Source organism: Candidatus Limnocylindrales bacterium, from assembly GCA_035559535.1.
Taxonomy (GTDB): Bacteria; Moduliflexota; Moduliflexia; order Moduliflexales; family JAUQPW01; genus JAUQPW01.
The window spans coordinates 24,584-50,035 of the sequence record DATMBG010000017.1; the positions used below are offsets into that span (position 1 = coordinate 24,584).

18 protein-coding genes are annotated in these 25,452 nt (G+C 46.3%); 17 read left to right on the plus strand and 1 reads right to left on the minus strand.

Annotated elements, in window-relative coordinates; all coding sequences use genetic code 11:
- Positions 1–9: 9 nt before the first annotated feature.
- From VNM22_05100 to VNM22_05150, 11 genes are all read left to right on the plus strand, one after another.
- Positions 10–2,343 carry a HEAT repeat domain-containing protein gene (locus tag VNM22_05100; protein ID HWP46516.1) on the plus strand — a complete coding sequence of 778 codons (2,334 nt, stop codon included), beginning with the start codon at positions 10–12 and terminating at the stop codon, positions 2,341–2,343.
- Positions 2,315–3,145 (plus strand): protein-glutamate O-methyltransferase CheR, encoded by an 831-nt coding sequence (locus VNM22_05105; protein HWP46517.1) that lies wholly within the window; start codon positions 2,315–2,317, stop codon positions 3,143–3,145. The genes VNM22_05100 and VNM22_05105 overlap by 29 nt, the downstream gene beginning before the upstream one ends.
- Before the next feature lie 51 nt (positions 3,146–3,196).
- On the plus strand, positions 3,197–4,252 hold the full coding sequence (locus VNM22_05110; GenBank protein HWP46518.1) for a chemotaxis response regulator protein-glutamate methylesterase: 1,056 nt from the start codon (positions 3,197–3,199) through the stop codon (positions 4,250–4,252).
- A gap of 240 nt (positions 4,253–4,492) precedes the next feature.
- Positions 4,493–6,502: an ATPase, T2SS/T4P/T4SS family gene (locus tag VNM22_05115; GenBank protein ID HWP46519.1), complete on the plus strand. Its 2,010-nt coding sequence runs from the start codon at positions 4,493–4,495 to the stop codon at positions 6,500–6,502.
- 58 nt (positions 6,503–6,560) lie between these two features.
- A complete protein-coding gene (purB, locus tag VNM22_05120; protein HWP46520.1) occupies positions 6,561–7,853 on the plus strand; it encodes an adenylosuccinate lyase in 1,293 nt (430 codons plus the stop codon).
- 449 nt (positions 7,854–8,302) lie between these two features.
- Positions 8,303–11,761 (plus strand): penicillin-binding transpeptidase domain-containing protein, encoded by a 3,459-nt coding sequence (locus tag VNM22_05125; GenBank protein HWP46521.1) that lies wholly within the window; start codon positions 8,303–8,305, stop codon positions 11,759–11,761.
- 58 nt (positions 11,762–11,819) lie between these two features.
- Positions 11,820–13,289: a protein kinase gene (locus VNM22_05130; GenBank protein HWP46522.1), complete on the plus strand. Its 1,470-nt coding sequence runs from the start codon at positions 11,820–11,822 to the stop codon at positions 13,287–13,289.
- A gap of 74 nt (positions 13,290–13,363) precedes the next feature.
- Positions 13,364–14,128 carry a protein phosphatase 2C domain-containing protein gene (locus VNM22_05135; protein HWP46523.1) on the plus strand — a complete coding sequence of 255 codons (765 nt, stop codon included), beginning with the start codon at positions 13,364–13,366 and terminating at the stop codon, positions 14,126–14,128.
- A gap of 1 nt (position 14,129) precedes the next feature.
- The gene (locus VNM22_05140) at positions 14,130–14,789 is read left to right on the plus strand and encodes a tetratricopeptide repeat protein (protein HWP46524.1); all 660 of its coding nucleotides are present in this window, start codon (positions 14,130–14,132) and stop codon (positions 14,787–14,789) included.
- 105 nt (positions 14,790–14,894) lie between these two features.
- The gene (locus VNM22_05145) at positions 14,895–16,043 is read left to right on the plus strand and encodes a PEGA domain-containing protein (protein HWP46525.1); all 1,149 of its coding nucleotides are present in this window, start codon (positions 14,895–14,897) and stop codon (positions 16,041–16,043) included.
- Positions 16,044–16,139: 96 nt separating this feature from the next.
- Positions 16,140–17,495 (plus strand): acetyl ornithine aminotransferase family protein, encoded by a 1,356-nt coding sequence (locus VNM22_05150; GenBank protein HWP46526.1) that lies wholly within the window; start codon positions 16,140–16,142, stop codon positions 17,493–17,495.
- On the opposite strand, the gene coaE is transcribed toward VNM22_05150, so the two are convergent.
- Positions 17,473–18,135: a dephospho-CoA kinase gene (coaE, locus tag VNM22_05155; protein HWP46527.1), complete on the minus strand. Its 663-nt coding sequence runs from the start codon at positions 18,133–18,135 to the stop codon at positions 17,473–17,475. The genes VNM22_05150 and coaE overlap by 23 nt on opposite strands.
- A gap of 99 nt (positions 18,136–18,234) precedes the next feature.
- On the opposite strand from coaE, the gene VNM22_05160 reads away from it, so the two are divergent.
- The 6 genes from VNM22_05160 (at position 18,235) to arfB (ending at position 25,452) form a co-directional block, all read left to right on the plus strand.
- Positions 18,235–19,464, plus strand: coding sequence for a hypothetical protein (locus VNM22_05160; protein HWP46528.1), 1,230 nt, complete (start codon positions 18,235–18,237; stop codon positions 19,462–19,464).
- Positions 19,465–19,589: 125 nt separating this feature from the next.
- The gene (ggt, locus tag VNM22_05165) at positions 19,590–21,200 is read left to right on the plus strand and encodes a gamma-glutamyltransferase (protein HWP46529.1); all 1,611 of its coding nucleotides are present in this window, start codon (positions 19,590–19,592) and stop codon (positions 21,198–21,200) included.
- 186 nt (positions 21,201–21,386) lie between these two features.
- The gene (locus VNM22_05170) at positions 21,387–22,361 is read left to right on the plus strand and encodes an NADPH:quinone oxidoreductase family protein (GenBank protein ID HWP46530.1); all 975 of its coding nucleotides are present in this window, start codon (positions 21,387–21,389) and stop codon (positions 22,359–22,361) included.
- Positions 22,362–22,411: 50 nt separating this feature from the next.
- Positions 22,412–23,488, plus strand: coding sequence for a phosphotransferase family protein (locus tag VNM22_05175; GenBank protein HWP46531.1), 1,077 nt, complete (start codon positions 22,412–22,414; stop codon positions 23,486–23,488).
- 337 nt (positions 23,489–23,825) lie between these two features.
- Entirely contained in the window at positions 23,826–25,019 is a 1,194-nt protein-coding gene (locus VNM22_05180; GenBank protein ID HWP46532.1) for an acyl-CoA dehydrogenase, read from the plus strand.
- 7 nt (positions 25,020–25,026) lie between these two features.
- Positions 25,027–25,452, plus strand: coding sequence for an alternative ribosome rescue aminoacyl-tRNA hydrolase ArfB (gene arfB, locus VNM22_05185; GenBank protein ID HWP46533.1), 426 nt, complete (start codon positions 25,027–25,029; stop codon positions 25,450–25,452).

Below are 25,452 nucleotides of genomic sequence, written 5' to 3' on the forward strand. Positions count from 1 at the left end.
GAGAGCCCTATGTATGAAGATGATCTCGAACTCTTAGATTCCCCGGATGAGGATATTCGATGTGCCGCCCTGGTTCGGTTGGCCGATAGAGATGTTAACTGGATTCTCGAACCTCTTATGTTGGCCTTAGCAGATCCCAGTTGGCGGGTTCGGAAAGCTGCTATCAAGGCTTTAGAGAAAGCGGATAAACATCGACTTATTCCCCTTCTCCTGAAGGCTCTTCGCGAGGATCATGCCGGGGTACGGAATGCTGCCATGGAGTGTTTGATAAATATCGGAAAAGAAGCGGTAAGCCCTTTATGCCAGCTTTTATCAGATCCTGATAAGGATTTAAGGATCTTTGCCGTAAACACCTTGGGTGCCATAAGAGATCCCACGGCTTATCCTTGCCTGATCAAAGCTTTAACAGATCCTGAAAAAAATGTCTGCCACGCTGCCATCGATGCTCTGGCTAAAGTAAAAGATCCACGGGCCGTAGACCCTCTGATCCAGATTGTTCAAAGAGAGGATATTTGGCTAAAGCTTCCGGCCATAGCCACTCTGGGAGAACTCGGAGATCCACGGGCAATTCCGTATCTACTTCCCCTGGCCCAAGACTTTCTCTTCAAACAAACCGTTATAGAAGCCCTGGGGGCCATTGGAGATGAAGCCGGTATACCTCTTATGATCCCAAACCTGGAAGATCCTGACCCGGATATTCAGAAAGCCGCTCTGCTGGCTTTAAAAAAGATCCTATTCAAAACGGATCGGATCAATCGAATGATGGATAAGATCTCCCCACTTCGGCAGCAATTTAATCAGGCTTTTACCTCAGGAGCTTTAAACTACCTCATGAGGGCTATAGGGGATGAAAATCCTGAAATAGCCGAAGCTGCTGTTTTCTTGCTGGGATGGTCAGAGGCACCTGAAGCTACAGAGACTCTGCTGGAACTTCTAAACCATGAAAGGTTATCCGATTCGGCCATGGAGGCTTTACTTAATCAAGGGACTCGAATCCTCTCCGGTCTGGAAGAACGGTATGAATTTAACGAGTATGACCAGAAACTTCGTATCCTGGAGTGCCTGAATCGATTGAGCTGGAACCTCCTGTCGGATCTGGAAGAAAAGGAGCCCATCTCCAGGGACTCCGGGGACAGATTTGGAGAGAATTTTGAGTCCGTTGAAGGAATCGTTTCTGAAGGGTACTCGCAGGGACTAAAAGATGTGTTAAAAGTCCTCCAGATTTTTATAGATCTGTTTAAAAAAGAGGGGGAAGAAGAACTCCAGGCGGAGATTCTGAGAGGGCTTGCTTCAGAAAGATTTATTAAATTTCTGAAACTTCAGACCATCTCCACGCTTCCCCTTTTCCGGGAGCTCCTTGTTTTGATTGAAGAAGCCTTGCAGTCCCAGGATGCGTTTTTACGGGCAGAAGCCATCAAACTCATGGGGCAGTTAAAAGGAGTTACCGCTTTAAACCTGCTACATCTTGCTACCAAAGACCTGGACGGAAGAGTACGGGCTGCAGCCATTACTCAACTCGGCTGGCTAGCCCGACGCGATTCCGGCTTACTGGATTCTGTTACCCTGGCTTTATCCGATGAGGATCCAAAAGTTCGTGAGCAGGCCGCTTTGGCCCTGGGATCTATTCCAGAGCCTAAAGCCTTGGAGGCTCTCCTCCAGGCCATCCAGGATGAAGATTTCCGGGTTAAACGGGCGGTCATTAATACCCTGGGAAAGTTTAAAAACCTCCGGATAATCGATACCTTAGCCGGTATCCTTCCCTACTGTAAGCGGCGAGAAGATGGGACCCTCCGGGTAGCCATTTGTGAAACGTTGGGTCGGTTTCTAAATTCGGAAAAAAGTATTACGCTTCTGAGCGAAATGCTTACGGATTACGACTTTGTAGTACGCCGGGCAGCCGTTTACGCCCTGGGGAATACCAAAGACCATCGTGAACGTGTTAAAGGTCTCCTGATCCAGGCTTTGGAGGACCCCCACTGGAGTGTTCAGGAAGCCGCCATAAAATCCCTTGGAAAATTGGGGATTAAGGACTGTGAAGATCTCTTCCTCCATCTTCTGAATCATCCAAAGATAGGTCTTCGAAAAGCAGCCATTCAGGCTTTGGGAGAAATAGGTTCTGAAAAAGCTCTAGAAATGCTCATCTCCCTCCTGATAGATGAGGACCTATGCCAAGAGGCCTATCAGGCTCTTCTTATCTGGGTAGATAAAAATGATCGGTCCGATGTCCTTACACTTCTTATGGAAGAAAAAGGACGATCCCATCCAAATCCTCTGGTGTACCGTCTCGTAAAGAGTATTTTGAATAAGGGTAACCATGGAAGATCACAATCAAGAAGCCTTTAAACTCATTCGGGAAGTGATTTACCAATATTCCGGGATGTACTTCTCCGATGATTACCAAAAGATCTTGCTTAAACGGCTGGAAAAGCGCCTGGATTTTCATAACTTAAGTTCCTTCTATGATTACTACTACTACCTGAAGTACAATAAAGATAGCGATCAGGAACTTAAAATTGTTATGAATCTTGTAACGATCCGGGAAACCTATTTCTTTCGAGAAGAAGGTCAATTGAAAGCCCTGGTTGAAGAGGTCATTCCGGAGATTTTGAATAAAAAATCGGATCCGAGTCCAATCCGAATCTGGTGTGCAGGATGTTCTTCAGGAGAGGAACCCTATTCCATCGCCATACTTATTCTGGAACAGGAACTCCACCAAAGGGGCTTCAGTCTGGAAATTTTTGCAAATGATATCAGTCAGGAGGCCATTCAAAGGGCAAAAATCGGGGAATATATGAAATCGTCCTTTCGAACCATGCCGGTCTTTTATAGGGAAAAGTACTTCACCCCCAAGGGAGATAAGTATGTAATAAAAAGCGAAGTAAAATCCCTTCTGAATTTCTCCTGCATGAACTTACTGGATAGAAATAAATTGACATTTCTCCCCCTTTTTGATGTGATCTTTTGTCGTAACGTAATCATATACTTCAATAAAAAATCTAAACAGGAGGTTATCACGCAATTTCATAAATCTTTAAAAAAAGACGGATATTTATTCTTGGGGCATTCGGAATCCCTGATGGACTTTACGGATCTTTTCAAATTAAAGCATTTTAAAAATGCCCTGGGATATGAAAAGGTTGGTTAAGAAAACGGTAACCTTTCTAAGGTTTTAAATCCTTGAAAGATGGGAGTTGGAATGAATTCCAAAGTAAAAGTTCTTGTTGTAGATGACTCGGCGTTTGCCCGAAGAACCCTCACCAAAATCCTGGAACAGGATCCCAGGATTCAGGTGATTGGAACAGCCTGGGATGGGCGAGAAGCCCTGGAAAAAATCCAAAGATTAAAACCCGATGTGGTCACTTTGGATATTGTCATGCCGAATATGACCGGGCTTCAAGCCCTGGATGTTATCATTAAGGAAATGCCGACTCCCATCATTGTGGTTAGTTCCTTAAATCCAGAGGTTATCAAAGAAACTTTAATGGCCCTGGAGCGTGGGGCCGTAGACTTTATTTTGAAACCCACCGAATTTGCCTCCGAAAAACTCTTCCAGATAAAAACAGAGTTGATCAATAAAGTCATTACCGCGGCTTCCCTTAAAGGGAAGGCCTTACAGGACCGGGTGATACAACCCACCATATCCCAACAAGAGGTCAAAGTCGTTACGCGAAAGGAGAAGCCCCTCCGGATTGATTGCGTATGTATCGGTGTTTCAACGGGGGGACCGACCGCCCTTCATCAAATTATCCCTAAATTGCCGGCAGATTTTCCGGCCAGCATCCTCATCGTTCAACATATGCCGCCGGGTTTTACGGAGTCCCTGGCAGACCGCTTAAATCGCAACAGCCAGATTGAGGTCAAAGAAGCCAAAGAAGGAGACCTGGTCAAACCGGGAAGAGCCCTTGTCGCCCCGGGGGGTTTTCACCTGAGTCTGGAAAGAAAGAAACATGCAGTTACGACCCGAATTCATCGTGAACCTTCCGATATCATTCATATTCCTTCCATTGACATTACCTTTAGTTCCGTAGCAGATATTTATGGCGAGCGCAGCTTAGGTGTTATCTTAACAGGTATGGGGAGAGACGGAATCCAGGGCCTTCAAAAAATCAAACAGAGCGGAGGGCTTTCCATTGCAGAAGATGAAAGTACTTGTGTGGTCTTTGGAATGCCTCAAGTAGCCATTAATACAGGAATCGTAGATAAGGTCGTCCCTCTCTATGATATTGCAGGAGTAATCATGGAAATGGTTTAAATTCCTCGCCCCCAGAGCCTGGACATTTTTAATCGGAATTTTTCCCTTTAAACCTTTTTGTTAAAATCCTCGTCTACTACTATACCAGATATAATACCAGGCTTGAAGAGAAAAATAGGACATAAGCCAGGTTTTTTTAAGATCTGTATCCATGGTAGCAATTTAATAGGTGAAAGAAAAAACAGGTTATACTTATCAGATTGATACCGATACTTTAAAAATCCCGAATTTCAGAAAATTATGGCTAAATTCAGAATTGGAGAAATTCTTTTAGAAAAAGGTTTAATTACCGAGGATCAACTTCGACAGGCCCTCAAAATCCAGGAAATGACAGGCAAGAAACTGGGGTCGATCCTCGTCGAGTTGAAATACCTCCGTACTCGCAACCTCGGTCAGATACTTGCCAACATTTATAAAGTACCTTCCATCGATTTGGGGAATTATTCTATTAAAGTAGAGATGGCCCGTATCCTCCCAAAAGAATACTGTTATCAAAAGCATATCGTTCCATTACAAATCAAAGATAAAAATCTGATTGTAGCCATGACCAAACCTAATGATTACTCGACTATTCGGGAGGTAGAGTTTATTACAAATTTGAGGGTTACTGCGGTCGTTGCGCCAGAAACTTCCATCGATAGAGCTCTCGAGGATTTATTCAACCGGGCCCAAAAAGAAGAAGAGAAGGCTACCCTTGAGCAAACTTCCCATGAATACCGGGGGAAGCGGCTGGATAGAGATAGTTATTTGATGTTACGATCTCCTGAGGGTCTTTCCCGGGAAGATTCTTCCCTGCCGGACCAGGATCTTCCCTTTACCTATGCTCTAAACCCGTCGGAATCCCAGGTCGAGAGCGCTCCCGGAATACCTTCTGAAAAGGCTTCTAAAGCTGGGATAACCTCGGGGGAGTCTCCAGAAGTTTTAACTTTTCAGGTGGATCAACCTGCACCTGAAATCTCTCCGGTTATTCCCGACGAGGAGTTCAAAACCTGTAGTTCGGATCAAACAGTTTCAGATAAAACCGACAAACCCTTGATAGTTGGAAAAGATGAGAAGGATCAGATTTTAAACCGGGAGCTTTCTAAAGCTATCGAAAAGGGGGCAGAGTATGTTCACCTGGAATTAAATGAACGAGGTTTTGAAATTAAAGTCCGAATCTCCGGTAAATTGGAGATTTTATCCACCTTATCCAGAGATTTATTCAGGCCCTTAATCCGGGAACTTAAAGAACTCTCCTCGGTAGATCCCATGACATGGGGATGCCCTCAAAAAGGTTTTTTTAAGTTTCCTTACCAGCAAAGTGAGATTCCCATTACTTCTCACTTCTTTCCCTATAGGGATTTAATCCGGGTGGTCCTTCATATCCAGAGACGTTTTGATTCGAGTTGGAGCCTGGATCGCCTGGGATTCTCTCCCAGCATGTATAAGTCTTTCCAGGAAGTGCTCTCTTATCCCCGAGGGATTATTCTCTTCTCAGGCCCTCCGGGCAACGGAAAAACAACAACCATCTATACTGCCTTGAAGGAGCTTATCTCGGAAAAAAGGGCTATTGTAACCTACGAGAGTCCCATACGATACCAGTTACAAGGGGTCTTTCAGACCGAGCCGGAAAATAAATACGAAGCAAACTATATAACAGGCCTCAGTGATATCCTGGACCAAAATCCAGATGTTTTATACGTAGATAGAGTGGTCGATCCTCAATCGGCTCAATTACTCTTTCATGAGAATTCTTCTTATGCCAAGATTTTTATTCGATCCACACTGGATAGCTCCCTGGCAGCCCTCTCTTATTTTCTGGAATTGCTGAGAAATTCTCACGTTTTACTTACCTCTTTGAATGCCGTCCTTACCCAACGGTTGGTGAACCGCTTATGCGATCACTGCAAAAGTGCCTATACCCCTTCTCCACGAACCCAAGAACGCATCAAACAGCTTTTAGGGATTACGGATTTCGTCCTTTATAAAAGTGATGGCTGTGAGAAGTGTCAGCATACGGGTTTTAGAGGACGAACGGCTATTTTCGAGTTGCTGGTCATGGATGATAAAGTCAGGTCCAGATTGATCGCCGAATCCAAGGAATCCCTATCTTCCTTGCTTTCCGAGGTAACCCTCAAAAAAATCTTCTATTCACCTGAGACCGTTACTCTTATGAATGATGGATTGGGAAAGGCCTTACAAGGCGTGACAACCATTGCTGAGGTGGCTCGAGTAATAGGACTCGGTAACTATACCCGAATGCTAGGCTAGGTAAATCGATACTTTTGCAGTCCTTTAGGAACGAATAAAATCAAGCACCAAGGATGTTATGATCGAACGTTACACCCGCCCTGAAATGGGACAGCTTTGGACTCAAGAAAATAAATTTAAGACCTGGTTACAGGTGGAGATTCTGGTCTGTGAAGCCCTGGCGGAATTGGGAAAAATTCCTCAGGAAGCGGTAAACCGGATTCGAGAGCGTGCTAAGTTTGATGTCAAAAGGATTGAAGAAATCGAGAAGGAAGTAAGGCATGATATGATCGCTTTCCTAACCAATGTGGGGGAGTTTGTAGGAGAAGATGCCCGCTATCTCCATCTTGGATTGACCTCCTCCGATGTGATTGACACTGCGCTGGGGATTCAATTGAAACAGGCTTCGGAAATTTTAGAAAATGATATTCAACACCTGTTGGAGGTGATAAAGAGCCGGGCCCTGGAACATAAAGATACCCTTATGATAGGAAGAACCCACGGGATTCATGCAGAGCCTATTACCTTTGGTCTGAAAATGGCCGTTTGGTATACTGAGATGAAAAGGAATCAAGAAAGGCTTCGACGGGCTAAAGAAATGGTCAGTTGTGGAAAGATATCTGGTGCCGTAGGCACTTTCGCGAATATAGATCCTTTTGTGGAAGCTTATGTGTGCCAGAAAGCCGGGTTAACTCCGGCTCCGGTTTCAACCCAGATTGTTCAAAGGGATCGGCATGGGGAATTTGTATCGGTCCTTGCCCTTATTGCCAGTTCTCTGGATAAATTTGCCACGGAGATTCGAGGGCTCCAGAAGACCGAAATCAGAGAAGTTGAAGAACCTTTTTATGAGGGGCAGAAGGGTTCTTCGGCCATGCCTCATAAACGGAATCCTGTTTCTTGTGAGCAAATCTCGGGTCTTGCCCGGGTCGTTCGCGGATACGTTGTGGCAGCTTTAGAGGATATCCCGTTGTGGCATGAGCGGGATATCTCCCATTCCTCGGTAGAACGGATTATCCTCCCCGACAGTACCATTCTCCTTGACTATATGTTGACGCACTTTACAAGAATCCTTCGAGATCTGAGGGTATATCCTGAGAATATGAAGAAAAATCTAGGATTAACCCGTGGTTTGATTTTTTCTGAAAGCCTTCTGCTCCTCCTTACCACTAAAGGCTTATCCCGGGAAAGGGCCTATAAACTGGTTCAACGAAACGCCATGCAAGTCTGGGATCGAGGTGTTGAGTTTAAGAAATTGATTTTGGAAGATCCTGATATTCGCACCCACCTGACTGAAGAGGAAATCGAAGCCTGCTTCAACCTGGAACACCATCTCCAAAGGGTAGATTTTATTTTTCAGCGGGTATTTGGGTGATCCCCTTTTAACTCCAGATCAGTTCACCTATAACCGAACCATCCTGATACCCTGAGTTTCGAGACAAAAACATGATTTAACCCTGCCAGACCTGTCACCTTCCCTAATCCTCAGGGTTTTAAAGAAACTTTCTATTTTTTTCCATACTTCAGGACCGGGCTTTATCCCCATCGGTATTGAAAAGGGGTATAAAGGATGGGGAACCGCGCTTCATCAGCGGGGGGACCCTGTCCTACTATAAACAGGCCGCTCCTACCAGGTTCATCTTCTGTCAAAACTTGAGAATTCCATCAGATTTTTCTTGAACCCTTATGGGATAAGTGGTAACATAGGTAAAAACAAATGTTATTTATCCAAGACCTGGGCCGGGAGAGAGGCCCCATACATTCCAGATGAGTCCCTGCATATCCCATAGGTTTGAAAACTGAAATAATGACTCCAAAGATTTTATGTATCGAAAGATAGAGCTTGCTTTTTTAAGCCTGGAGCATCGGATTATTGAGCTTTTCCGATTAAACCGGATGTCCCATAATTTGATCTGGCTGGCCTTGGGACTTATTTTGTTTGTCTGGTTTATAAGTAAATGGCTCTTCTCGCTGCATCCGCAACCGGATACAGAGTTTGTACTGATTCGAGATCCTTCCATAGCCAGTGGCCATGCAGAAGTGTATTATGAAGATGGCTCCTTTTATCTGAAACCCCTCCATGGAAAAGTATTCTTCAATAGCCAGGAGGTGAACCGGGCTCTTCTCTTAAAGGAAGGTGATCAGTTTATCCTGGGTCATACCATTCTTCAGCTCAGGGATACCCACGGTTGGTTACCTCAGCTTAAAGTTGTGGGGTATTATCTAAATGAGCGTCTGCTCAATTCAAAAAAAATATCGGTCGGGCGGTCCCCTCGTCCGGAGGAGGAAAATAAATGGAAGCCTAATGATATTGTGGTTTCGGATACCTTCTTTGAACCGGTTCAGTTCTGGATTTTTCCCATAAAAGGAACCTCCGAAGCAACAGCTCCCTTAAGTTTTTTCATTGAAAACCGGGGTAAAAAAAGTATCGAGATTGATCATGGGGATACCCAGGGTTGGAGTTCTGTTCGCAATAAGCAGCCCCTTAAAATGGGAGATAAAATCAGGGTCGGTGAAACCATCCTTCAGTTTGTTCCCGGTAGAACTGGAAGGGGAGTCGAATTGAAGATCCTTCGAGGTCTCACCCCAAGTTTTCGAGTTTATCTTGATAAACGCACGATTTTAAGCGGTTCAGATACCATCCCGGGAGGATATATTCCCGATGCCCTGGTGGATGAAGAATTCCTGGAGAATGTTCGAAGGTGTATTGAAGCCCGGCTTATTTATCTCGTACACGAGACCCAGAAACCTACCTCGGACCGAAGCGAAGGGGCAGAAAGAAAAAGATGGACGCAAGAAGGTGAAGGAGAAGAATCCTTTCTGAGTTTTCTACGGGTTAAAGGTTTTACAAAAGAAGGAAAACTCATGGCACCGGAGTTTGATGCGCTTACCAAGCGAGAAAAGCAACTCCTAGAAGGGGTATTTCGATTTTCCCCTAAAGAGGGCTCCCGACTCCGATGGAAAAGACCTTTTAATCGAAATCAAGAAGATCCCCACGTGTTTGACGGCACCGAACTGGAGAACTTTATCATAAAAGATGATGAGCTAAAAGGAATTTATAATTTTGCAGCCCGACTATCCAATCCCCATAAACTTCAGAAGGAACTTCTGGTCCGAAGGGGTGTAATATATGATCGGGATCAACAGACGCTCCCCCGATTGATTTTATCCAATCCCCAGGTATTGGAAAAGGTTCAACTGGTCAGTCAAAGTTCAGCCGGGGCCAATGCGGTCCCAATCAAAGGACCTGTCCAGTTCTTATTGATAGATTATGACGATCCGAATACCGTACTTGAAATCAATCTAAATAAACCCCTGGAGAGTAAGATATATGTGGGTAGTGGCTATTTATTTATCCCTGGGGTAGGAAGGGGTTTAAAACCCGACCTTACGACAGAGATCCCCAAAACTCCCCCGACCTCGAAGGAGCGTATCATTGTCAGACGAATAGCAAACCAGGTTAAATTGGCATTGGGTTGTTTATTCAGCCGGCCGTCTGGACAAGCTGGGACCCGGCATATGCCCCCTCCACTCCCGTCGGATGGGGTAACAGATGGAGAATTTCCCGGTTCAAGTCTGTTACCCAATTATACCTGTACAGAAGAGAAGGAATTGGCGGACGGGGAAACCTTTGAGATAGGAGACTTAAGTTTTACTTATCAAAAGGGAGGTTCAGGACTTCTAGCCGGAAATAAAGAGTCTGATCCCGATAGACCAAAGGCCCAAGACGGGGGACAGACCCGATATTATCCTTTAGGGGAAAAGCTGGTCCATGTGATCGGCTATGATTATCCCCGAAGTAATTTTAAAGCAAATCTGGAGGATATTTTTGATCAGGTATTACTCGGGGAAGAGCGTAAGAAACCCTGGTATATGTTTACTTCCAGGTCAGACAGGCGGGTAGGGAACAACCTCATTCTGACTTTAGATGATGATCTTCAGCAGATTATTTATGAAGCTCTGAAGAAAAAACTGGATGAATTAAATCGGCGGGTAGAGGAGGGAAAGCAGAAACCCGATGAGCCGGAAATGAAGGATGAAGGTCCTGATGTAGAGAGCGAGGAATATTCCAAAGAAGCTGTCTTTCGGGGTGCTGCGGTTGCCATCAATTCAGACGGAGAGATTCTGGCTTCTGTGAGCCTTCCAACTTATAATCCTCACAATATCCATAGTATTCTGGCTGCCTTAAAAGAATCTTCTTTAGATAACTGGAATAGCTCTTTTATCAATAGAGCCTTTCACAAAACCTATCCGCCGGGATCAACCTTCAAACTCATCATGTCCTCCCTGGCCCTTGAGAACAAAGATCGGTTCCTGTGGGAAAATAAAAATTACTTGATTAGAGATGGGGCTGGAGGATTTTACTGTACCGGAGTTTTGAGTAGTTTTGAAGGGGTCCGTATCGGTAAACCCATACCGGACTTTCGAGGTGGAAAGCATGGAGGACCCTTGCATTTGGAAGATGCTCTGGCCCAATCTTGTAATAATGCCTTTGCTTTCCTGGCTCTAAAGGCTGGAAGTGACCTTATTACCCAGTATGCCGAGCGATACGGGTTCAATCAACAGGACGATCTTTTACCTTTATCGGTATTTGAAGGGGATGTAAAAGCCATCGGACGTATCAACCGTGAAGAAGGGGATACTCTATTTGCTCTTAAAAGCCAGGTACCCCTCCCGGAGGAAGATCTCCAGATGTCAAAGGTGGCCCGAATGGGGATTGGACAGTGGGAGATCCAGGCGACCCCCCTGGAGATGGCTTTGGTAGCTATGACCATTGGAAACTCCGGCTTGCGCCCTTATCCCCACCTGATCAAAGGAATCCAGGACGGGGAAACCGGGCAGATAAAATATTTCCACTACCCGGATAAAAAACGGGTTCTCTCTAGGGAAGCGGCTGAAGCCTTGAAGCCTATGATGCAAAAAGTCGTTCAGGAGGGGACGGCCATTCGGATCTCCCTGAGTAAAATTCCCTACTACTCTTTAAAACACCATGTATTTGGGAAAACCGGTACTGCCGAAGTCCAGGGGGAAAACGGAAAAAAATCCAACATCGCCTGGTTTTTGAGTGTAGCCCCCATAGAAAACCCTAAGATAGCCATTGCCCTTGTCATCGAAAAAGGGGCCATCATCTCCCGAGAACCTGTGATGGTTGCCCGAGATATTTGGGAAAAAACCGTGTTGCTCTACCACGATCAATTTCTCCCGGATAACGTTGAAACTCTTAAACCTTCCGAGCATCCAACGCTTCAGAAGCCTAAAGAACCGAAGAGTTTGAGAAGATAAAGTATAAACCTGTTAAAAGGATTAAAGACGGGTTTTTTGAAAAGACCTATGAGGAATTATGACTATCGAGGCTTTTATTACTGCAAAATCCAAAGGCCGCTATCAGGACATTACCGAAATGCACTATGAAGAGGGCGGCTTTGGCAGGCTTTATAAAGCTAAAGATTCTCATCGAAATGGAGCGGAAGTTTGTATTAAAGTCATTAAACCCAATTTGCCCCGGGATCTTCAATTAAAACTCTGGCAGGATGAAGTTCGTGCGCTCAGCAAGTATGCCAGACGCTCGAATATAGCCAACCTGGTCGACAAACCTTACGAATTTACAGACCAGGATCCTTACCTGTTTTTTGTTATGGAATATGTGCACGGAGACCGGTTGGGTTCCAGTAAGTATAAGATCGAGCTAAATTTGGAACAAGACCTTGCCGTGCTTGCACTCTTCCAGCTCTGTTCCGCAGTTTATAGTATTCACCAGCGGGGGGAGTACCATCAAGATATTTTTCCAGATAACATTAAAATGGACGGAGATAATCTGATTCTGTTGGATATGGGAGGTATGCGGGAAGCTGCAAGGCGGTCCGGCACGGTTATCTTTGGAGGGGAAATCTATTCGGCTCCAGAAGTATCCCCTACCCGACTTAGAATCAAAAAATTCCGAACTCTGCGAAAAAGTAAAATGGGGAGTTTCGAAACAGCCGATATTTTTTCTATTGGAGCTATTTTTTATGAAATGATCACGGGGAAAACTTTTTTTGACAACCCCGATGAGTCCAATCAATTGAAAGAATTTATTTATGATTACTACGCTGAGTTGCCCGAGATTACTCCGCCGGCCGGTGTAGATATCAAGACCCATAAGGCCGAACTCATCAAGCAGCTCATCAAAATGAAACAGGAATACGGAAGTATTATCCGGAAATATGTTCAAAGAATGGAGAACTACAAAAATTTCCTGGATAAGCAAGGGTTTTCTCAGACACTGGCCGAGCTTCTTACCAATACCTTATCCATATTCCCACCGGAACGTCCAAAAGCAGAGGAAATTCTTACGGCCCTTTTCTCCTATTTGATGAAACAGGCAAAAAAACATTTCTCAAAAGGGGATTGGGAGGCGGCTCTCCGGGACTTCAAACATCTCGAACGGCATTTTGATGAAATCGCTTTGGAAAGCGAGGATGAAGATCCCCTTTTTAGGGAGCGGATGATCCGACACTTGCAGACTCACCTGGACTTGTATTTGAAGGTCTGTCTGGGGTCCGGTGCGACGCTCTTTCACTCGGGCTCTTTCACCCTGGCAAGGGATAAATTTCTCAAAGCCGAAACTATCCTGATGCAACAATCCCAGGTTCTTTCGGTTAAAGCACGAGAAACCTATATTTTGAAGATTCGTAACAACTTAGCCGCCTGTACCTTTATGTCCGGTCAGATTAAAAAGGCTACGGAAGAGTTTGAGCGTCTTTTAAAGGCGGTAGAAGGGACCAGTCCAATTGTACGAAATAATTTGGCAGTTTGTGCCAGGTATCAATGAAGATCCGTTGTGTGTTGTCTGTTGTTTTTTGTTACGGTATCAAATAACGGACAACGGATAGCGGACGACGAAGCTTGCTTTCTTTTCAAAGTTACGTGAGTAGTCAGCCGGGACCAAAAAGGGCTTTCAATGAAGACAGTTATCTGGTAAGTACAGAACTGGGTCTTCCTAAAGATCTTTTGACGCGGTGTGGAATCCTCTACGCTGTGGCCGATGGAATGAGTGGTCATGCGGCGGGTCAGGTGGCAAGCAAATTGGCTGTAACCACACTGAAAGAGTATTACACTCAACCCAATTTTAATTTATCCCCTCTAAACAGATTGGAAGCTCTTTTTCAGAATGCCCACGAGAAAATATTAGCAACTGCCTATCGTAACGCGGCCTATAAGGGAATGGGCACGACCCTTACGGCAGTGGTACTTAAAGAGGGTTGGCTTTATTACGGACATGTAGGAGATAGTCGACTGTATCTTATTACGGGTGCTACGGGAAGGTTGGAACAGATAACCTATGACCATACGCTGGTCGCCCGATACCTTCGAGAAGGAAAATTAAGTGCGCAAGAAGCTGAACAAGAAGACAGTAGCATTTTGGAACAGGCCCTGGGATTTACCCGAAACGTGAAAATCGATTTGGGCCAACTGGCTATCAAATCCGGAGACTATATTATCCTGGCGACCGATGGTTTAACCAAATCGGTATCGGTATCTAAGATGAAATCGATTGTCTTAAACTCTCAGGATGCTGAAGATATTTGTAAAAAGCTGGTTAGAAAAGCCACCGAGAATGGGTTAATCGATGATATCACAGTTATTGTCATTGAGGTTGTGGGAGATTGAAATGCTGCCGATTTTAATTCCTCTTGTGACCATGATTCTGGCGGGGGTTTTAATCTTTATCTTCCTGAAAGATCGGGAAGCCAATCTGGCCATCATTTACTATAATACCGGCGTTTCCTATCTCCAAACAGGAGAGGCCGATAAGGCCATTGCTCAGTTTCAGAAAGCCCTGGAAAAAAATAAATCTTTACTGGATGCGCATTATGGTCTTGGACTTGCATATGCTTCTGAAGAAAAATACCCGGAGGCCATTCAAGAGCTTGAATTTGTCCTCAGACAAAAACCTATGAACCCGGTCATTTATTACAATCTGGGAAGCATATATCTATATGCCGGAAATTATAACCAGGCCCTGGCCAATTTTGAAAAGGCCGTGGCTTTAAAGCCCCGAATCAAAGAACTTTACTTTAATTTGGGATGGATTTTGAGAGAAAAAGGCGACTGGGCCGGAGCCAGGGAAAACTTTTTAAAGGCTCTGGAACTGGATAGTCAATATCAGAAGGCCCAGAATTATTTAAACCTCCTGGAAACCCTGGAAAAGGAAAAGAAAAAAGCCGAAATACCCGTGATCCTCAAACACTTTGACAAAGCAGATACGGAATTTATGATTCAGCTCGATCCCGATCGAAAACCCGAAGGCCCGCGAACTATCGCCTTTTAAAAGGACTATGCAAGGAGGAAAGCATGGGGAAGTAGGAATGTGTAGAGAGGGAATCTATTTTTCTCTACTTCCACAAGCTTATCCTTTTTATTTATTTTGCTTATAATGAAGGATTACGAACCTTTAATTATTGACTTAAAGAAGAGCGATCCTATACGGAGTGCGCGCGGCTCTCTCACTTTGTTTTTGCTGGCTTTACTGATGGGGATTGTGAGTGCTACGACGTTTTTAATCTTTACGCTTTATAAAACCCCTTCTCTAACCCCTTCTTCAGAAATCATCCATCTTAAAACGGAAGGACCGACTGGAAAGGTTGCTGCAAAACAGGAATCTCCTCCTTTACTACCTACCGAGACTCCCAAGGCAGAGTCTATGCAACAAGCTGCCCGGGGTTCAGATTCTGGAAGTTCAGATCGCAAAGACTCTTCCACCCGACCTCCAGAACCTAAGCTTTCCCCAAAGCCGACAGAGGAGGCTTCTGCCGGGTTGGACAAAACTATTGCCGCCACTCCAATTCCTAAGAAAGATAAAGGAACGGGCTCCCGCCCAGGGGATAAACCTTCCCCGGCAGGGGAGATGAAGGTCTCAGAACTGAAAGGCAATTCCGAAGAGTCTTCAGAACGTATACGCTCCGATAGGTTTTCTTTATGGGGCGAAATTAAAGCGGCAGAACAGAAAGGGGGCCTGGGAGACCGTACCGAGCGGGGACGCCCCGATAGAAATCGGATACCAGAACCCATGGGTTTCGGATTTATAACCGTTCGCACCATACCGGAAAATGTTTCGGTTTATCTCAATGAAAGGTTAATAGGCATCACCCCTCTCATCGAATTCCAGGTCCCGGCCGGCCGACATGAACTCAAACTCATTTACAAGGATGCGCCCCCGATTTCTCAATTGATTACCGTGAATCCTTTAGATACGGTTTCGGTTTTCCAGAGATTTGAGAACATGGGAACCCTTATTATAAATTCCTCAAGTTCTGGAGCCGAGGTTTCTTTAGACGGAACCTATCGAGGCCAGACCCCTCTGACTATTGAAGATTTGCCCACGGGAACTTATCGGCTAATGGTCCGAAAGGATGGATTTGAGACGGTTACACGGACCATTGAAGTCGTTGATGGAAAAGCAACCGAAGTATTTGTAACCCTTAAACGTCTGGGAGTGCCCTATCCCGATCGAAGACCTTTCCCGCGTATGGGATTTCCCAATAGATTTCCAGGAGAACGGCGTCCGGAAAGACCTTACCGATAGAAACTGGAGACTAGAAGTAAGAGGCAAGAGGCAGGAGGCAAGAAACTCGGCTTCTTGCTTCTTACTTCTTACTTCTTGCTTCTTGCTTCTAGTTATATGGAACAAAATTTTTACCCTCAGATAAAAACCCAGCTTCCAGGTCCTAAAGCCCGGAGGTTGATAGAAGAAGATCACCGATTTGTATCCCCGTCTTATACGCGATATTACCCCTTAGTAGCCGAAAAAGGCGAAGGGTTCGTGGTTGAAGATGTAGACGGAAATCGATTTTTGGACTTTACCGCCGGGATCGCTACCTGCTCAACCGGCCATTGCCATCCAAAAGTGGTAGAAGCGATAACCAGACAGGCCCAAAAGCTCATTCACATGTCTGGAACCGATTTTTACTATCAACCCCAGATCGAATTGGCTAAAAAATTAGCTCAACTCTTTCCAGGGCGAGGACCGGCTAAGGTTTATTTTGGAAATTCCGGCACCGAAGGTATCGAAGCTGCCATGAAATTGGCCAGATACCATACACGACGCCAATATTTTATCTCCTTTTTGGGAGGATTTCATGGGCGAACCTATGGATCCTTATCCTTAACCGGTAGCAAAGTAGTCCAAAGAGAAAGATTCGGTCCTTTAATTCCAGGAGTTGTTCAAGCTCCCTATGGTTATTGTTACCGTTGTCCCTATAACTCAAATCCGGAAAGCTGCAGGATAGATTCTGCCGAATGGATTGAAGAGGTTTTATTTCGAACCATCCTTCCCGCAGAGGAAGTAGCCGGTATTGTCGTCGAAACCATCCAGGGAGAAGGCGGTTATGTGGTCCCTCCGCTCAACTTTCATCAGAACCTTTCCAGGCTGGCCCAAAAGTATGGAATTCTCTATATTGTAGACGAAGTCCAGTCTGGTATGGGTCGTACCGGTAAAATGTTCGCCATTGAGCATTACGGAGTCCAGCCCGATATTGTGGTAACGGCCAAAGGAATCGCTTCCGGTCTCCCTCTGGGAGTCATGATCGCCTCGGCGTCCATTATGGATTGGGGACCCGGTTCCCACGCCAGTACTTTTGGTGGGAATCCCGTTGCCTGCGAGGCAGCATTGGCTACCATCGAGCTATTAGAAAACGGACTTATGCAAAATGCCGCCGATGTGGGAGCCTACCTGCTGGATAATTTGAAAAAACTACAAATCCAACATCCTTTAATTGGAGATGTCCGGGGTATGGGACTCATGATCGGTATAGAGTTGGTTCAAAACTTAGAAACCAAAACTCCGGCAATCCAACAAAGGGACAAGCTCATCCATAAGTGTTTTGAAAAAGGCCTGCTGATTCTGGGATGTGGTCTAAGTGTAATCCGCCTTGCTCCCCCTCTTATTATCTCTCGCCATGAGGCCGATGTGGCCTTAGCTATCCTCGAAGAGAGTTTAATAGAAGTGGAGAAAGCTATGGAGGGCACGGGATCCTAGAAGAGGGAGAGGCCTGTCCGGGGGTCCCTAGGTCCATTAACTTTTTATAAACCTCCTCTACCTGTCTTCGCGTTTCCTCCAGGGAACCTCGATTGTCTATGACATAATCCGCATACTTAACTTTCTCCGATAAGGGCATCTGAGAGCGGATACGGGCCCAGCCCTCTTCGGCTGAGATACCGTCTCGAAGCATCAACCGATGCAATTGGGTCTGCTCGTCTACATAAACAACAATGAGCTTATGGAATCGTTGATATGATCCCGATTCAATCAACAGGGCCGCGTCTACAATAATTAAAGCCTCGGGATATTGACGGCGAAGTTCCTGATAAAGACGTTTTTCCTCTTCAAAAACTCTGGGGTGAACAATCCGGTTGAGAACTTCCCGTTTAGCCGGATTTTGAAAAACAATAGCCCCAAGTTTTTTCCGGTCAATGCTCCCGTCGGGAAGGAGAATATCCCTTCCAAAAGAATTTACGATATCCTGCCAGGCCGGTTTTCCAGGTTCTACAACCTGTCTGGCCAGGACATCGGCATCGATAACCTGAGCGCCCAGAGAACGGAAAATGTGAGACACAGTACTTTTTCCACTGGCAATCCCACCGGTTAACCCGACCACTTTAAAATCTTCAACCGTCATACCTTCTTATTTCATAACTTTTTTATTGACGCAACAGTTTTTTCAAGGTAAAAACATTTTAACTTAAACCAACTTGAAAGGCTTAAAAGGGGGACAGGCATGCTGGTTTGTATCAGTGATTTACATCTTACTGACGGTTCCACCGGTCGGTATAACGTGGATGTGACGACCTTTAGTAATTTCTGGGATAAAATCCTTGAGATTGCCCAGAATTTTAGTATCAAAGAAATCGAGCTGGTCATCGTAGGAGATCTTTTAGATCTTCTTCACTCCACGAGATGGCTGGAAGGTCCGGAAGAAGCCAAACCATGGTTTGAGAAAGGAGAAGAACAATTTAAAGTTGTAGAAGACATTTTAAACCGTATCTTTCAAGAAAACCAGGAGCTGATTACCTATCTGGCAGATACACCCCGGTCCGATGAGGTAAATATTAAAATCGGGTATATTCTTGGAGATCATGACTGGCTTATCAATCGATATGAGAGTTTGCGAGAAAAGGTCTGTAAAGAGCTTCAGCTAAACCACAACCCGACCGAACGGTTTCCTTCCTTCATTCGAAGGGAAGAATATCATGTCTTTGCCCGCCATGGTCATGAGTATGATACCTATCACTTTGAAGGGGATTATGATGCGCCTTCCATAGGAGATGCTGTGGCTATCGAGTTAATCAGCCGATTTCCACAAGCACTGGTGAAGACGCTGGGGGAGAAAGTCGATGAAAAGATCCTCCAGAAATTGAGGAAAATTGAAGATGTTCGACCTCTTTTGGAGGTACCCAATTGGATATCTGCTGTAGCCGATGAGTCCACTACGCCGGAGTTAGCAAAGGCTATCAAGAGGTGTTGGGATGATCTTGTAGACCAGTTTAACAACCTGGCCTATGTGCAACAGTGGTATAAAACCCACCATAGTTGGGCCCCTCTGGATGAAGCGGATCGATTAAAAGATTTGCTGAAAACAACCGCTTTTTCCTCTAAAACCTTCGTTGGAAAGCAGATACCTTTATCTAAAGCCATGAGCCAGTTTATTCGAGGGGAAGATCGGCATCCTCGAGAGGCCTATAATGAGGATTTTATACGACTGGATCCGATTCAATATATTGTTTCAGGGCATACCCATCAAAGTCGCCTTTTGTCTATGGATCGTATTAACGGAATCGAAAAACTTTATTTCAACACAGGAACATGGCGCAGCGTACATACCCGAAATAAATTTGGAAGGGATAGGGTTCTGTTTACCTCCTGGCAAACCCTCAATTATGCCATTTTCTATAAGAAGGGAGAGCATCCCAGTCGGGAATTTGAGTTTTGGAGCGTCGCTTTAAGATGAACCCGGTAGATTTAAGCTCTTTCCAGGGGAATAGGGAAGACTTACCCGGGAAGCGATCCGGTGAAGCAGGAATACAATAAGCTCTGGGAAAAGTGAGGATATCAGATCAGAAAGGAACTTGGGATATGAAGGGTATGATTGTAGCTCCTCAACCCGTTGCGGTTGAGGAAGGAATTAAGGTGTTAAGAAAAGGCGGAAATGCCATGGATGCAGCGGTTACCACCGCACTGGTTCAGGGCGTGGTGGATCCCCAGATGTGTGGTATAGGGGGTTTTGGAACGATGCAGGTTCATATGGCCAGGACCGGAGAAGAAAAAATGATCGATTTTCATGCAACGGCCCCTTACCTGGCATCTCCGGATATGTGGAAGGATTTGGTTATTGGAATGGCTAAGGACGGTTTTGGCTATCTCCTCAAAGGGAATGTTAACGACGTAGGATATCTTTCGATTGCCGTACCCGGAACCGTCCTGGGACTTTACGAAGGATTAAACCGGTACGGAACCTGGAGTTGGAAGGAAGTCATTCAACCGGCCATTCGCTATGCAAGGGAAGGGTTTCGGGTTACTCCGAGCTTAAAGAACTGGTGGCTCAGTAAAACAGATTCCGGGCGGGTTAATTTTTGGGAAAGAATACAAACCACGGCTGCCTCGGCCAGGCTTTACACCAAAGGCCCCCAAGAATGGTACGAGGAGGGTGAGATACTCACCAATGAGGATATGGCCCACTCCCTCGAGAGAATAGCCGAGGAAGGTCCTGACGTCTTCTATCGTGGCGATATAGCTCGGGCTATTTCACAAGATATGGAAAAGAACGGGGGGCTTATTCGGGAAAAAGATCTCCAGAACTACCAGGTCGTCTTTACAGAACCCCTACGAACCACCTACCGGGGATATACCATTAAAACCAACCCTCCCCCCGGTGGAGGAATTACCTTGATCCAGATCCTCAATATATTAGAAGGATACGATCTGGATAAGCTGGGTCATAATACTGCCCGATATATTGACCTGGTATCTAAAGTCATGCGAATCGCCTTTGCTGACCGGGATAAGTGGGTCGGAGACCCTGCTTTTGTCCAGGTTCCCATAGAAAAACTCATTTCTAAAGAATACGCCGACGATTGTCGAAGGAAGATTCAGAATCCAAAAACTAGTTCTTCAACTTCAAAACCGGTCTTCGATTCTCCGGATACGACCCATGTGTCCGTCCTGGACAAAGACGGGAATGTCGTGGCCCTGACCCATTCTTTGGGTATGTCTTCCGGCGTGGTTACGCCGGGATTGGGATTTACCTACAATAATGCCATGATTGCCTTCGATCCCATACCCGGCGGCGCAAATTCCATTGCCCCCGGTAAACGTCGTGTGACCGGTATGTGCCCCACCATTGTCTGGAAGGGACGGGAACCTTTTCTTATCCTGGGTGCCCTGGGAGGTGCCCGCATTATTACGGGGGTTCTTCAGGTCATCCTGAATGTCATCGATCATAAAATGAGCCTGGTAGAAGCCATTGTAGCTCCTCGATTTGATTGTCAACGCGGACCAATTATCCTGGAGGCAAGGATTCCCTATGATGTTTGTGAAGAACTGCAAAGAATGGGAAATCAGGTGGAACGGACGGTCAAGAGCTATGGGACTGTAGCCCGTGTGCATGGAATCTGGATGGATAAATCCCGTGGAATCTTACAAGGTGGTGCAGATCCGGCAGGGGATGGGGTAGCCTTAATGGCTTAAGCCTCCGGGTTGGGTATGCTTTTGAATCCAGAAGGGAGGCCATTTCTGATTCATCCCTCTTTCTCTTTTCGGCCTCCCAGGGGCCAGGATAAAGTCAAATATTCCCACCCTACTCCCTTTGAAAGCAAATCCGTATCAGGAGAATTACCTGATCCGACATTGGAGAAACCTAAAGGAGGTTAATCAATGAGAGCCTGGCAAGTGCAGGATTGGGGAGAACCCGAGCAAATGAAGCTGGTAGATATTCCAAGACCGGAGCCTCGACAGGGAGAGGTTCGGATACGGAACCGGGCAGCAGCCCTCAACTTTTTTGATATTCTTCAAATTCAGGGAAAGTATCAGGTGAAACCACCGTTACCTTTTATACCTGGAGCAGAAGTTGCAGGCACAATTGATGCGATAGGTCCCGGGGTTACCCAATTTTCCATTGGAGACCGGGTACAGGCCCTGGTCTCCACCGGTGGGTATGCCGAATACTCCCTGGCTTTAGCCGGTAAGACCTTTCCTATTCCCTTAAAGATGAGTTTTGAAGAAGCCGCTGCAATGATTATTACTTATCAAACTTCTTATTATGCCCTGAAGTATCGAACGGTCCTCAAACCCGGAGAATGGTTGCTCGTCCATGCAGCCGCCGGAGGCGTGGGTACCTCTGCCGTGCAAATCGGTAAAGCCTGGGGCGCTCACCTCATTGCTACAGCCGGTAGTCCGGATAAGCTGAATTTCTGTTTAAGCCAGGGAGCTGACCATGCCCTGAACTATCGCGATACAAACTGGGTGGAGGAGGTCAAAAAGATCACAGATGGACGGGGAGCCGATGTAATCTATGATCCCGTAGGAGGGGATATCTTTGATCTCTCAACCAAATGTATCGCAGTTGAAGGACGGCTCCTGGTGATCGGCTTTGCCGGCGGTCGTATTCCAACCCTTGCAGCCAATCGGATTCTGCTTAAAAATATATCTGTCATCGGATGCTATTGGGGTGGTTATGTGGAACACCATCCCGAATTCCTGGGAAAGGCCCAGGCAAACTTGCTTGCCATGTATGAAGCCGGTCAGATTAAACCAGTCGTCTCCCAAACCTATCTGCTATCTGAGGCCGTTATCGCTTTAAGAGCCCTTGCAGAGCGAAAAACATACGGTAAAGTAGTTCTTCTCATGTAAGAAAGTAAAAGGGTATTAAGGGGTCTGAGGATAAGAGACCCTTAGGAGTAATGATCGAGTATCTGGATAAAACACAACCTGTTCGGAGGGGTGAAGAATTAGATCTTCATCGCCTTGAGCCCTACCTGCGAGAGCATCTACCGGATTTCTCCGGACCGCTTAGGGTCGAGCAGTTTCCCGGAGGTCACTCCAATTTGACTTATCTTCTACGCTGGAATGGAAAGGAAATGGTACTGCGTCGCCCGCCATTCGGCAATCGGGTTAAATCGGCCCACGATATGAACCGGGAGTATCGGGTGCTGAGCAAACTGTATAAGGTTTATCCACCGGCCCCACGTCCGTTCCTGTATTGTGAGGATGCCTCTATCCTCGGGGCTCCCTTCTACTTGATGGAACGAAGGTATGGGATCGTTCTCCGCCAGAGTCTGCCCCCCGGTTTTCACCTGGATCCCCAGACCGTTCGGCGTATGTCAGAATCATTCATTGATAACCTTGCTGATTTGCATGGTATCGATTATCAAGCCGCAGGTCTGGGAGACCTGGGTCGACCCGAAGGTTATATCCGGCGACAGGTGGAAGGATGGATCCAGCGCTATAGGAATGCCCAAACCGATGAGATTCCTTATATTGGCCAGATCAGTAAATGGCTGATGGAACGGATACCCCGGCAGGGCGGTGCCACCCTCATCCACAATGATTATAAATACGATAACCTCATGCTGGACCCCCAAGATCCTTCCCGCATTGTTGCCGTGCTGGATTGGGAAATGTGTACCCTTGGTGATCCGCTGGCGGACCTGGGTACCACATTGGGATATTGGGTCCAGGCCGATGATGAAGAGTTTCACCAGATGGCTGCCGGAGGTCCGGGCCCAACTACCTGGCCGGGCAGCATGACCCGATGTGAGCTTGCCGAACGTTATAACAGAAAAACCGGCCGTGACCTCTCAAACCTTCTTTTTTACTATTGTTTCGGACTTTTCAAGACCGCCGTCATTGTCCAGCAAATTTACTATCGCTATGTTAAAGGATACACGCAGGATGAACGATTTGCTAACTTGCTTCAACGTGTAATTCTCCTGAGTAGAATCGCGGTTCGGGCAGCCGAGAGGGGAAAGTTTTATTAAAAAAATGATCTGTACTTGGTTATCTTGGTTTTGATAATCGGAGGATATGTTATTACTTTGTAAAGTCAATTTTGGGTTATTCTCTCCCCTCTTCCCCGCCTCACCCCCTCCCTCCCCGTGGACGGGGAGGGAGGGGGAGAGGGGAGAACGGTTTTTCAAATCTAACTTTACAAGGTACTCCTTCCTCCGTTTGCCTCGAGTCGGGTCGAGGGGTAATCCTCAACCTCTACACCAGAGCAGATAGTCAAAGATCATTCTTCAACGCGCTCAGGACAGGTAAAGGAAGGGCCGATCCATCAAAGTCAAATAAACCAGATACAGAAATGTGAAGGGTTATATGAATTTCGATTATTCTGATAAAGTCAAGAAGCTTCAGAAACAACTTATGGAGTTTATGGAGGCCTATATCTACCCCAACGAGAGGATTTATTACGAGCAGATTGAACGAAATCGCTGGCAACCTCCCCCCATTCTTGAGGAATTAAAGGCGAAGGCCAGGGCAGAAGGATTATGGAATCTGTTTCTGCCGGATAGTGAATATGGAGCCGGTCTTACCAATTTGGAATATGCTCCCCTGTGTGAGATCATGGGCCGATCCCCTATAGCCCCTGAGGTTTTTAACTGCTCGGCCCCGGATACGGGTAATATGGAGGTTCTAGTACGTTATGGGACCCAGGAGCAGAAGGAGCGATGGCTCAAACCCTTGCTGGCTGGGGAAATTCGCTCCTGCTTCGCCATGACCGAACCCGATGTGGCTTCGTCAGATGCCACTAATATCCAATCCAGTATCGTTCGAGATGGGGATGAGTATGTTATTAACGGTCGCAAATGGTGGAGTTCCGGGGCCGGGGATCCTCGGTGCAAGCTTATTATCTTTATGGGTAAGACCGATCCAACAGCTCCCAAGTATAAACAACAATCCATGATCCTCATCCCCATGGACACCCCGGGGATTACCGTTAAACGGATGCTGACGGTTTTCGGTTACGACGATGCCCCCCACGGGCATGCCGAGGTTATTTATGAAAATGTTCGAGTTCCGGTATCGAACATCTTGCTGGGTGAAGGTCGGGGTTTTGAGATTGCCCAGGGTCGGTTAGGACCGGGCCGTATCCATCATTGCATGCGTCTAATCGGATTAGCCGAACGTTCCCTGGAAGCCATGTGCAAACGTGTTAAATCTCGGGTTGCCTTCGGTAAACCCCTGGCCGAGATGGGTACCATTCGAGCAGATATTGCCAACTCACGAATAGAGATCGAACAGGCTCGACTCCTCACGTTGAAAGCCGCTTATATGATGGATACCGTGGGTAACAAAGCAGCCCGTGCTGAGATCTCCATGATTAAAGTCGTTGCTCCTAATATGGCTTTGAGGGTGATCGACCGGGCCATCCAGGCCCATGGGGGTGCCGGGGTATGTGAGGATTTTGGCCTGGCCAGGGCCTGGGCCCATGCGCGTACCCTGCGTCTTGCAGATGGACCCGATGAAGTGCATCGTGAAGCCATTGCCAGGATGGAACTGAACAAATAACCAGGGTATGATTCAAATTACACCCTCTCTGGCCATTGATGAGAGCGAGATTCAGGAGGATTTCATCCGTACCTCCGGTCCAGGCGGACAGAACGTCAATAAAGTTGCTACCGGTGTGCAACTTCGCTTCGATGTGGTTAACTCCCCTTCTTTACCGGAAGATGTCCGTAAGCGTTTAATTCATCTGGCCGGTCGACGGATCACCAAAGAGGGGATATTGAGGATCGACGCCCGGCGATTTCGTACGCAAGAACAAAATCGTCGGGATGCTCTGGATCGATTGATAGAATTAATCCGCAAAGCTTCCGAAGAGCCTAAGCCCCGTCGTAAAACGAAACCATCTCCGGCTTCAAAAGAACATCGGCTAAAGACCAAACGCCATCGAAGTGAGACCAAACGCAGACGGAGGTCGGTTTCACCCTCGGAAGATTAA